We start from the raw sequence: 11,410 nt of genomic DNA on the forward strand, positions 1-11,410 counted from the left end.
GCATGGCGACGCTCTCGGAGATGCTCCAGGCGCTCATCCCGCCAACGCAACGGCAGACCGCGGCTGAGGTCACCGAGGCGCTCGACCTCGGCTCCGGTGACCGCGCGGGCAAGCGCAGCGGGTTCCTCATCATGCTGACCCTCGCCGGGATCATCGCGATCGCCGGGGTGCTGACCGACTCGACCGCGACCGTCATCGGTGCCATGATCATCGCGCCGCTCGGAACCCCGATCCTCGCGATCGGCCTCGGCATCGTGACAGGCCACCTCAGCCTCGTCGTGCGGTCCATCCTGTGGGTACTGCTGGGCCTTGCCATCGTGGTCGTGTTGGGCCTTGCGTTCTCAGTGTTCGTCGCGACACCCGAAAGTCTGGAGACCAACTCGCAGGTGCTGGGTCGGACATCGCCGAGCTTCATGGACCTCCTCGCGGCACTAGCGACCGGGTTCGCGGGCGGATTCGCGATGTGTCGCAGGGACCTCAGCGCAATCCTCCCCGGCGTCGCCATAGCGATCTCGCTCGTGCCGCCGCTGGGTGTCGTCGGCGTCTGCGCCGGACAGGGCCTATGGGCGGACGCTCTCGGCGCGCTGTGGCTGTTCCTCTCGAACGTGCTTGCCCTGATCATCGCCGGCAGCATCGTGTTCACTCTGGCCGGCTATGCGCGCGACCCCGGATCGTCTCCGGTGGCGAACCGTCGCCGCGCCTACATCATCGTCTCTGTCCTCACAGTTGTCATCGCCCTGCCGCTTGTGGCGAACTCGATCGTCTCCGTCGCGTTGGCGCGGTGGTCGGTGAGCATCCAGGACGCGGCCAGCGACTGGCTCGCCGACGACGACGGCGCCCGTGTCTACGGTGTCGACTGGTCCGGGACAACCGCCACTGTCGAGGTCACAACCGACGACGGACAGACGCCGCCGATAGACGATTTCCGCGATTCTCTCGCGAGCGTGATCCCGTCGTTCCTCGGCGTTGTTGTGGACGTCGGGCAGGGCGTGGAGGTCACGATTCAGTAGGCCTGCGTACCGCCACTGCTGATCGAGACCGGCTCCGACGGCCGGCCAGGAGGCGCTTCCCGCTCAGCACCAGAACCACTGCATCAGCGGCCACCCGACTCCGCTCGAGACTCGCGCTCGCTAACGGGGTCCACGCAAGCCGGGACCGAGTCCATTGGATCGCCCGCCGTCCTGTGGGCGCCTCGTTAGAAACCGCGGACGACTGGAATGCAACCGGGGCATCACCCGTAGGGTCCAGGCGGTGGCCGGCCTGCGGCCGATGTGCTCTCTGCGCTGGGCGCGTTTTCGTCTGGAAGCCTTCGGCAGCATACGGGCCGGTGGCGTCCGCGCAAGCGGCAAGCCGCTGGCTCCTCCGAGATTCTCGGCACGCGGTCGCTGCGCTCCCTTGTTTCGCGCCGAGATTCTCTCCCCCCGCCACCCTTCGGGTTGCACTCCCGACGCCGCCCCTTCGCGGCACTACGTGCCTTCCAGGCGAAGAGCACTGGGGGAGTGAGGACAGCCAGGACCGATCGAGCCCGCCTCGGCTTGACAAACCTGATTGAGATTCCCGGCAAACAACGAAAGGGAGAAGGACATGACCATCAACGCGGTCACCGTGTACACGACCGGACCCAGCTGCCAACGCTGCAAGCTCACCAAAGACGTCCTCACCCGCAAGGGCGTCACCTTCGTCGAGGTCGACATCCGGAAGCAGCCTGCGGCACGCGAGTACGTCGTCGACGAACTCGGCTACACCGAAGCCCCCGTGGTCGTCGTCGACGAACACGACCACTGGAGCGGGTTCCGCCCCGACCACATCGACCGAATCGCCCGCTCATGACCACGCTCATCGACCTTTGGCTCGAAGCCGCACACGAGGCGCATGCGCTCCGGGCACAACTGGCCCACCTTGAACAAGCCTGGCTCCGCGCCGAGAACGACGCGGACTACTGGTACTTCCAGGCTTGCAACGGCAAGACTCCCGGAAACGCCACGCTCAGCACGACAACGCCGACGCGGCGACAGGGGCAGATGCCGTAGCCGAGGTGCGCCGGACCGCGGGGACTCAACCGAACGTCGTCCCCGAGAATCGGTCAAGGGCTGGTGTAGCGAGCGGCGAGGGCGCATTGTTGGTTCGGAGGTTCAGATGATCACTGTCGATCAACAGAATCTGGTGTTCGAACCGCTCGACGAATCTGCGTGGCGACTGTGCGACACCAACATCGACGAGCACGACGCCGCGCGTCTGGTTGCCTACGTCGAACGAGTGGACGGCGGCTACGAGGCAATCTGGCTCGGGCTTGGCATGCGCCCCGGCTGGTATGCATCGCGGGACGATGTGCTCACCACCGCTAGGGGCCTGCGGCGACCGGACGTGACGATGACGCAGTCTCAGCCGGACCCCATTGCCCGGGTCGCTCCGGTGTGAACGGTGCGCCACGGGCGGGCCATCCCCGCAGGCGTGTACACCGTGCGTAGCGGGCTTTCCGGGATCCCATGTCTTCTGGCGTTAACACGGGTGTCGTAGCATCGCATCAGCACCGCGACCGCTCCTGAGAGTCAGACCCGGGATGAGGTGAATGCATCGTGACCGCACCGGGCTATGAGGTGAGCGTCTGGGAGCGCTACGCCACCGAGTTCACACTTGCTTTCGGTGGCAATCCGTCGCGCATCCGGGCGGTGCGGGTGGCGTACTTCGAGCACGAGTTCGATGTCGACTTGATTGCGCAGCTCAGCGGCTTTCCCGTCTGGCGGATCCGACAGGCGTTATCCCAGGGGCCTCCACAAGCGAGCTGAAGAGTCGCCGACCATAGTCCCAGAGCTGCCTCGCCCATCGACCATCCTCATACGCGCATCGAACGCTCGAGGTGCCCCGGCGTGCATTCCAGAATCCAGTTGGCGGCGTTATCGAGTCTGGAGTGCGCGATGCATCGATCCGGCGCATCGAAATCGTTGCTCGCGACCTCGCGAACTATCTAGAGTTGCGACAACTGGGAGGTTGTTCGACGCGGGCGAGGGGCGACGAACAAGCTATGTTTGACGCGTGCTAGCGGGGGCGCGCGAATGACATGCGAGTTCTGTGGTGCTGTGGATGCGCCGCACGAAGTGACGTCCGTCGACGAGCGTTCGATGTCTGATCTTGAACAGGTCCTCGCCGTTCATGCTGAGCTGCAAAGAGTTGACGTCGGTCCGAACGAGCGCTGCGGGCAAAGCAGCTGCGCTACACGCCCTAGCGTCCTGATCTCGGGGGAGCAACGGCGTGTGCTTCTCGTCGCGCCGGAGCACAGACTCAATGAAGAGTATCTTGAGCAACTCGCTCTTCACTACGTGCAGCGTGGGTACTTCGTCGATCGGTCAGCCGCGGTGGCCCCGTGGCTGACCGAATGGCGTGCTCGGCATATCGAAGCCTTTAACGAGTATTCACGCCTAGAGCTGGCCAGCGAGTCGGTCCCATCGGATCTCTTTGAAAGTCTGACCCCAGAATTCTTCTGTGCCATGTACGCGCTAACCATGGTCGGAGCCCCAGACACGAAGATTGCCGTATTCGTGCCGAGGGAAGCCCGCTCCTCTCCCGCAGCTAGCGCTGAAACCTCGTCACTCGAATTTGCTCTCGACCATCTTGACCAACTCGTGCTAAATGCGTGGCTTAGCGTGGCTGATATCTCTGAGTATCAGGGAGAGGCGGTTCCGGAGCGTTCTCTGATGGACCGGGTATCGAGCTTTGTCGTCCTGAGCGCGGTCCCTCCGCGCGTGCTGGATCGCTGGATCGAGGTGGCGCAGCGCCTCATCTCGAATCCTGCAATCTCTGGCGCCAATCGCTACGCGCTCGGAGCCATCAGTGCCTACCTGTGCACGGTGACCCAACGTGAGCTGCCCTTTCGTCGACAGTGGTCGTGGGCGTGGCTCCAGATGGAAACCATGGCTGAAGCTCAGGCGCCCCATGCGGAGTCGCTTCACCTCCCGGCAAATCTCGTCGCGGCTTCCACCGATCCATCGGACGTGGTCGACTGCGCAGTTTACCTCTGCCGAGAGCGGCCGCATGCGTTCCCAGCGATGGCGAAGGCCCTTGTCCGGACCGGGCGGGGCTACTTGCTGGAGTCAGTTCTCTCCAGTGCTGCCGGGGTCGACTCTGGACAGCCCATGGAGGTCGCTCGCGAATGGTTCAGGGCGAGGTCGCCCTACGCGCTCGGTCCCGAAACGCAGTTCCTACTCGCGGGAGTGGCAGTCTCAAGGACTGTCACCACGGATCGCCTTCCGCTCGCCTTCGCGCTTCGCGAAGAGTTGCGGGGGGCGCTGGCCGAGTGGTTGGTAAATGGTGCGATCAGCAAAACCGACTGGCTCACCCACTCGATGCAGGTCGACGCCTGGGTTGGCACGATCTCGAAGCTCTACGGTGCTCCCGCCGCCTTCTTGGCCTTGGTTGGCTCAGAGCCGCGCCCTGAAGAATCGTCGGCGCCGCTGAACGCACGTTTCGCGCTAGAACTCGAGCGCTCTAACGCTCTACGGCTGCTCGGGCGCATTCCTGATGCGCTAAGGGCGCTCGAACGCTACGCCGAAGAAGTTGAGGAATCTGATGGAGGCGACGTGCGCGCTGAGCAACTCGCGTTGCTCAGGCTCAATCGCGCCATCCTGCGCCGTGAGTTAGGGGATCTCGAAGGGGCGCTGGCCGCGCTTGAGGGCCTAGCCGACGAGATGCCAGAAGCGCACCGAGCCGCAGCACATGCAAGCCTCGCAGCCACGCACCTGGCACTCGGCGATCCAGACCGCGCAGCCGAAGCATCTCGCCGATCGCTCTTGGTATCCAAGAGGATGGCTCGCCATCCCCTTGGCTATGTCAGTGCTGCAACCCGCGCGCAGGAGCTGGAACTCTCGGGCGATATGGCTGGCGCTCTCGATGCACTCGAGCAGGTGCAACTAGAAGAGCTCAATGACGTCGCAACCCTCACTATGGTGTGCGCGACGATACTGAATCTTGAGCTTCAATCGGGCGGAGTTCTCGGCACCGCGCTAGGGAGGGCCGCCTGGAGCGAGGCAACCCGACGCATCGAGGACACGAGTGAGTTTGGCGATTGCGGCGCACATATTCGTCATTTGCTCATGGCCGTCTGGGCGATGAGAGCCCAGCTTGTTCTGAAGGACTGGGAGCACGAGCGGTGGAAACGCCTGGCCAATCTCACGCACGAGATGTGGGGTTACGCTTCCCCACTGGGTTTGGTGGGCGTGGCTCTACAGTCTTGGCATCGAGGAGATGAGAAGTCGATGCGGGCGGCACTTGACTCGGTGCCAGAGTCCCTGCGCAGAACGTACAGCGCGACTGTCGATGTCGCCGCCGTATCTGCATCAACGAGAAACCTGAGCGTGCTCCTGGAGCACGCTACACAGGAAATGCTCGGATCGGGGGTGTCGACCGATGTCGCCCGAGTCATAGCCGAGCTGAGCAGGGACGTAGTCGGGCGGGCGGTGGAATCTGACGCGCCGGGTGGCCTGCCATGGCCTGATCAACTTCCGCGCTTGCCAAAAAGTTGGGGTGTCATCGAATGGATGGCGTCACGCGAAGAGGTCTTCAGCATGCTCTCTCGCGAGGGTGAGGATCCAATCCAGCTGCCGTTCCCCGAGGGGCTCGATGACATGGCTTACCGCCTTGCGCCCCGATTGACATTCTGGGGAAGCGACATGAGCGGGGACGTTTTCGATGTTGAAGGATGGAGCCGGCTACGGGAATGGGCCGAAGCTGTGGTGCACGAGTTCTCTCTCGCAGGCCTGGTCATCATTGAGCACGCCCTGCTCGCGGGCATTCCCTGGCAGGCAGTCTTCGGTCCGTTGTGCCCGACCACGACTATTCCGTCGTGGGGCACACTCAGCTCGGCGCCGGCTTGGCGCAGGCCAGGCAGTATCGGGGTGGTGACAGTGCCGCGCACAGGAGAGAGCGAGGACGTCGCGCGCTCGCTCTTTGAGGCCGCCAACGCGCTATCGACACTCGGTGCGAAGGCAATCGACCTCGCAAACGAACGGGCGACCGTCGACGATTGCCTCGCACTGATGGCGAGTGTCGATCTCGTCGCGATGCTGTGTCATGGAGTTCGCGACGCCGAAAGTGCGACGATGACCTGGCAGATCAGCGCGGACGAAGCCTTGCCGTGGACCGAGGATCTTGGTGGTGCAGGTCCCGGCGCGGAGTTCCATCTGGGGCCTCGGGAGATTAGGGGTCTAGATAAAGCACCCGTAGTCGTGCTGTCCGCTGCCTGCTCAACTGGGGTTTCGCGATACGCCGGTCTGGGCGAACAGCTTGGCCTCTTTAGGGCCCTCCGTCGCCAGGGCACGGCGGTCTTGATTGCACCGAGGTGGGACGTTCCAGCACCCGAGATATTGTCAATCCTCACCGAGGTTGGGCGGCGCCTACTCGACGGCGAGGATCCAATCGAGGCTACGCGCAATGCTTGCATCGAGGCTGCTAGGACCAAACCCGCCTGGATAGCATGGGCGCTATTCGTGCAAGGTATGCCGCGAGTCTAGGAGATTGAATGAACGATGCTGACGGAACCGGCCCTCGGCTGTCGAACGCGACCGACGTGCAACGCCTAGTCGCACTGGAGTACTTTGCCGCGCGGAAGAGCAACTTCGCCACGGAGCAGGAGTTGCGATCGCAAATGCAGGACACCCTACCCGCAGATGTCGAGCTGGATAGTGTCCTCGCACAGTTCAGGGATCCTGCGGTCGTCCGCGCTGCAACCCGCTTTGCGGTGGACGAGCTCCTGAAGGATCCGTCGTCAAGAGCCATCCTGGAAGAGGGGGCGAGGCAGGCAGAATCCAAGCTGAGCGGGCTGGAACCGATTCTCCTCACTCTTCTAATCATGTACGGCGTTCATTACGTAGTCACCGGAGGAAAAGCTTCCGAGCGCCGCGTCAAGAAGGGCCCCGACGGTTCATCTGAGGAGACCGTCATCTCCTACGGCTGGCCTGCGGGATGGCTCGGAGACCTGGTCGGGCTGTTTCGGGCAGGCTCGGGCATGGCGCAGTTACCTCAGCCCCCCGAGGAGATGCCTGAGATAACTCCGGGCGAGGAGGGTGACGGAGACACCGCAGCTCAGGAAGGGGTGCCGAACGCCTGAGCTGTCAGTTTGCGTGATCGACGGCAGTGCTCGATGCGATTGAACAGGTCCTCTCAACACTGCCCGCTGACATGAGCACGGCGGTCGCAGCTCTCGTTGCGGATGCAGGTAATGCGGTCGAGACTGATTCTCCTTCGCGGGTCAAGCGGGCGTTCAGCGCGCTCGGTTCCTTCCTGGGCATGCGGCTTCGGGCACCCTTGGCGGGCGACTCAGCGCGCAAGCAAGCTGCTGCACTGATTCCACTGCTGGGCGGATAACTCACACTGATCCTCATGCGAGCAGTGGCACGATCCGGGAGGCTGACCGTGCAAACGGCGGTGGACGGACTCAAGTTGAGAAGGCCGCCGTGGCGCGCATCCGGATTCGTGGTCGGACACCCGCGCGTTCGCGGGGCGCCCTGCGTGCCTATTGGCCAATGAAGATCTCGGAACGATGGTCTGGTTGTGTACCCGACCGGGACTGGCGATCAGCTGTCGTTGAGGAACCGCTCATAAGCGTCCGCCTCCTCGCGCATCTCCCATTCCTCGATGAAGTCATCCCACTCCCTCAGGATCGGACGCACGACCTGCGAGCCGTTGCGACAGACGACGTCGTCGTACCAGTTCTCATTCATCGTGGGGTCGTATGTGCACTGCCAATCCTTCATCGCCGGAAGGACGGGCGCGGGACTCTCTGGTGCAGGAGGAGGCGCACACGAGTAGGGCAATGCCTCCGAGAACCCGTTGGCGTAGATGTCCGACGCTGGATGTCCGCTGTTGGACGGTGTCATCATGCCGGTTCGTACCATTTGGTATCCGACGTCGTTCACGCCTTGCAGGCTGACATACACCAGCAGGCTCCCCGCGTCATCCCGGTCCTCTACCTCGGGCGGGTTCTCGACGTATATTTCTTGTCCGGTCACCCACTTCGCCAACTCCGCAGTTGCCTCCGCGGATCCGCACTCGCCGGGTGGGCGCGGCGCGATGCCGATGAGTCGCAGCCTGTCACCAGTGCTGATATCCAGAGTTGCCCCGTCCACCACTGCGGTGACCGTGATCGGCGTAAAGACGAGGCGGTCGATGCGCCAGGGCGCACGCACGCTTGATCCTGCCGCCGGCTCCGTCCCCAGTAGCGGGAGAGTGTCGTAAGGAGGCACAAGCGCCCACTCATAGTCGGGCGCGTCGATGTCCTGCGCCGCTAGCGCCGACAACGCCTCAGAAGCGGTCAGGCCTGCGACATCCGGCACGATCTCGGCCGGTCTACCTTCGCACCCAACCAGCAGCGTTGCCAGCATCCCTACCACAGTGGCAGCCGTCGCCGCCTTCCCCAGACGCACCGGTATCCCCCCAAACGCGCCCCGCGGCGGGCGCCATCTCACCCGCGACACGCAAGCCCAGGGTGTGCCGCCCGACCTCACGATAGTCGGAATCGACGACGCCTCCAGTCAGCGATTGAACGCGGTGCGATGGAATCCCTCTGCGTGCGTCGTTCGAATGCGGAACCGTCGGGGGGTATCCGGCGGATCACGTTCTGTGACCGCCCGTCGGATGGTGCAGAGATTCAGATCTCGCGGCCCTTGCCGCCGCCGGAGGCACGCCCAATCGCGGGACCATCTACGGACAACGCGCCAGTGGACCCGCCGTAGGGTTTCAGCATGGCGACCGACTTCTGGGGCGTTGTCTTCCCCAACTACATCTCGGCCTTCGGTGGGTTGGCCGCCACGGCACTCGCCGTCGTATCCCTCATTCTCGGACTAACGAACCGGCGGAAGACCGCCGCGGTGAAGGCCGAAGCGGATACGACGAGAGATGTACTGGCTGACACGATCGATGCGGCCGGCGCCACGCAAGCCGATTACAACAGAATTGCGCGAGAGTGGATGCGGTCGATGAAAGGGCGCGAGGACCCAGAGGCAGAGCAGGCCATGCGCGATCTCTTAGAGTCGGCTCCCGAAGCAGGTCGAGAATCGATCGATCCCCGGATCTGGGAGTACCTGCGGCTGCGACTCTATTCGTCTAAAGAACGACCGCCATCCCTATTCGCAGAGACCCCGCTGAGCCCTCGCCGGCCGCGTGCACGGGGGTGACTTCCCCTCCGAATCGGTTACTCGTGCCGGCGTTGCACGACAGACAAAGTGTTCGCGGATTCTCCTCGCTCGCCACCGAGGATCCTCGTGCGGGCACCGGCACGCTTCGGGACGCCCATCGCGCACCGGGATTGTTGTCCGTGAGGCTAGACCGAGCGGAGCCGCTGCGACCGCTCGACGGGCGCGTGACCCGGCGCGCGCGGCGGCGGTGCTGTGTGCGTGCACCTGAAGCGATTCACCGCCCCGGCCACTCCTGGTGTGTCGAACAGTGTGCGCTACTGCTGCCCAAGGTTCTTCTGCATCTCCTGGTAGGACCCGGAGTGCAGCACTTCACCGGTCGCGTCGTCGACGAAATCTACCTTGACGTCCACATTGTCTTGCGCGACTCCAGCGAACTGCTGGTACAAGGCCCCCTGGAGGTAGAAGGCAAGGACGAGAAAGCTCTCCAACTGGGAGAAGCGCGTCGCGTCCACAGCCACGCGGAAGGATGTCATCGTGTCGTCAAATTCGACCCCGGTCACCGAGTTCGAGTCGTCCGCGATCATCTCGTCGACGGCCGTCTGAGCGGAGGACCGCATGTCCGCCAGCATCTCGTCCCGCTGCGGTTTGGTCATGGTATACACGACCACATCGCCGTCAACGACGGCGGCGAAGCCCTTCTCGCTAGCCGCGGCAACGATCGCGTCATCGGTCAGCGTGCCATCGGGATCGAGCAGGGATCGAGCGATCCTCATGTCGACGGTGAGCAGCTCCTCCTTGACTTCGACGGCGCCGGGTGTAGAAGTGCTGCCGCCGCTCGTTTCCCCAGCGCCTCCTGCGGAGCAACCCCCGAGGACAAACACCACACACACAACCGTCGAAGCGACCGCATTGCGGACGAGCTGATTCATTAGTCCCCCAACACTCTCTGTCGGGCCGACCCGACGAAACGATCATAGAAAGGTCATAGGACTGCCGCCGCGCGCACCCGGCCCGCGGGTGGCCCGGGGTTCGTGAATAGGACGACGCGGCGGCGGCCGGACTAGAGCGCGACGTACTGCCCGTATGCGGTCGCGAGGAGCGGACCGGTGTACGAGTCCGGCACCTGATAGACCACCACTGCCGAGCCCGTCTGCCCCTCGTAGAGGTCGTTGACGTCGTACGCGTTGTTCCACCCGTCTGGGTAGACGACGGTCGTATTGGATTCGCCGATCAGCGTGCCGTCGGTCTGCGCCAGCGACCAGTCCCAGAGCAGCGAGGTCACGTTCGCGGGCTCGGTCTTCGAGGCGCCAGTGAACGTGTACTCGACGGCGACATAGTGATATCCCGGTTGTGCTGGGTCATTGAACTGGTTCGCCGCGGCGATCGCGGCACCCGCGTTCGGATCCTTGATAGCGACTGTGAGCGTCGCAAGAGTGTTGTCCGGATCGCCCTGATAGATCGTCAGCGCGTAACCGGCCGGATGCGGGCTCTCCAGCGTCCCGGCCACGTCTTCCTCGACAGTGACTTCGACTTCTCTGCCGGACTCGACATCCGCCCCTGCACGCACGGACTGCCAGTCGATGACCTCGTCGTCGGCAGCACCCGCCGGCGCGGCGAGCGTGAGGCCAGCAGACTCGAGCGTGGCGCGTCCCTCCGAAATCGTCATGCCGATCACATTCGGGACAGCTACCGTCTCGGCGTCAGCGACCGCTGCCTCACTCGTTGCTGGCTTCGCCCCGGCAACGCTGCCTACCGCACTACCAAGAGCGAGAGCAGTGCCGGCGATCACCAGAATCACCACTACCAGACCGAGTGCGCCTGCGAGAATCCAGACCCACAATGGGATCTTGCGTGTCGGCTTCTGCGGAGAGGGCTCGTCGTTCGGCGCGGGGAGAGTCATGGTCGCAGCGGCAGTGGGCCGAACCTCGTCAGTCCACGCGGTGCCATCCCAGTAGCGCTCCTGACTCTCAACGCCGGCGGGATACCAGCCGGCCGGTGCAGCGGGAGTCGTCTCCGACATTTGTTTGTTCCTCTCACCCACACGTTGAGCAGCGGTAAGTGCCGGCCCGAGAGGGCTGGTCCTCCCGCTACTGATGGCTGTTGGAAAGCCATTCCGTCAACGCGATTCCCCCAGAATCCCTTTGACCTTAGCGAGCACTGTCGGCGGCGCTGCAGAACTGGTCGATTCCGGCGCTTGAAAAGTGAACGGTTGCGGGCAGTCTAGTCAGGCGTTTCTGCGGTGGTGGTGCGGATGCTGGGGAGGCTGTCGATGCCTCGTCCGCGGA

General features: G+C 63.8%; 11 protein-coding genes. 8 read left to right on the top strand and 3 right to left on the bottom strand.

Annotated elements, in window-relative coordinates; genetic code table 11:
- Positions 1-2 precede the first annotated feature (2 nt).
- From RS82_RS02545 to RS82_RS02575, 7 genes are all read left to right on the top strand, one after another.
- Entirely contained in the window at positions 3-1,010 is a 1,008-nt protein-coding gene (locus RS82_RS02545) for a TIGR00341 family protein (protein ID WP_052676663.1), read from the top strand.
- Between the two features lie 574 nt (positions 1,011-1,584).
- Positions 1,585-1,830: a glutaredoxin family protein gene (locus RS82_RS02550; protein ID WP_045296695.1), complete on the top strand. Its 246-nt coding sequence runs from the start codon at positions 1,585-1,587 to the stop codon at positions 1,828-1,830.
- Positions 1,827-2,030 (top strand): hypothetical protein, encoded by a 204-nt coding sequence (locus tag RS82_RS02555; protein ID WP_045296697.1) that lies wholly within the window; start codon positions 1,827-1,829, stop codon positions 2,028-2,030. Before RS82_RS02550 ends, RS82_RS02555 begins: the two co-directional genes overlap by 4 nt.
- A gap of 106 nt (positions 2,031-2,136) precedes the next feature.
- Complete coding sequence (locus RS82_RS02560; protein WP_052676664.1) at positions 2,137-2,418, top strand: hypothetical protein; 282 nt, start codon at positions 2,137-2,139, stop codon at positions 2,416-2,418.
- A 158-nt stretch (positions 2,419-2,576) separates the two neighbouring features.
- Entirely contained in the window at positions 2,577-2,786 is a 210-nt protein-coding gene (locus tag RS82_RS02565; protein WP_045296698.1) for a hypothetical protein, read from the top strand.
- Between the two features lie 291 nt (positions 2,787-3,077).
- Positions 3,078-6,503: a CHAT domain-containing protein gene (locus RS82_RS02570; protein ID WP_169748668.1), complete on the top strand. Its 3,426-nt coding sequence runs from the start codon at positions 3,078-3,080 to the stop codon at positions 6,501-6,503.
- Positions 6,504-6,511: 8 nt separating this feature from the next.
- On the top strand, positions 6,512-7,099 hold the full coding sequence (locus tag RS82_RS02575; RefSeq protein WP_045296701.1) for a hypothetical protein: 588 nt from the start codon (positions 6,512-6,514) through the stop codon (positions 7,097-7,099).
- A 466-nt stretch (positions 7,100-7,565) separates the two neighbouring features.
- On the opposite strand, the gene RS82_RS02580 is transcribed toward RS82_RS02575, so the two are convergent.
- Positions 7,566-8,372 (bottom strand): thermonuclease family protein, encoded by an 807-nt coding sequence (locus RS82_RS02580; RefSeq protein WP_045296702.1) that lies wholly within the window; start codon positions 8,370-8,372, stop codon positions 7,566-7,568.
- Positions 8,373-8,732: 360 nt separating this feature from the next.
- Between RS82_RS02580 and RS82_RS21290 the strand changes: the two genes are divergently transcribed.
- Positions 8,733-9,164 (top strand): hypothetical protein, encoded by a 432-nt coding sequence (locus RS82_RS21290; protein WP_157005322.1) that lies wholly within the window; start codon positions 8,733-8,735, stop codon positions 9,162-9,164.
- A gap of 275 nt (positions 9,165-9,439) precedes the next feature.
- Here the strand turns inward: RS82_RS21290 and RS82_RS02585 are convergent, their stop codons facing one another.
- Both RS82_RS02585 and RS82_RS21735 read right to left on the bottom strand, forming a co-directional pair.
- Positions 9,440-10,054 carry a DUF3558 domain-containing protein gene (locus RS82_RS02585; protein WP_157005325.1) on the bottom strand — a complete coding sequence of 205 codons (615 nt, stop codon included), beginning with the start codon at positions 10,052-10,054 and terminating at the stop codon, positions 9,440-9,442.
- Between the two features lie 131 nt (positions 10,055-10,185).
- On the bottom strand, positions 10,186-11,145 hold the full coding sequence (locus RS82_RS21735; protein ID WP_045296705.1) for a DUF2510 domain-containing protein: 960 nt from the start codon (positions 11,143-11,145) through the stop codon (positions 10,186-10,188).
- Between the last annotated feature and the right edge of the window lie 265 nt (positions 11,146-11,410).

The organism is Microbacterium trichothecenolyticum, assembly GCF_000956465.1.
Classification (GTDB): domain Bacteria; phylum Actinomycetota; class Actinomycetes; order Actinomycetales; family Microbacteriaceae; genus Microbacterium; species Microbacterium trichothecenolyticum.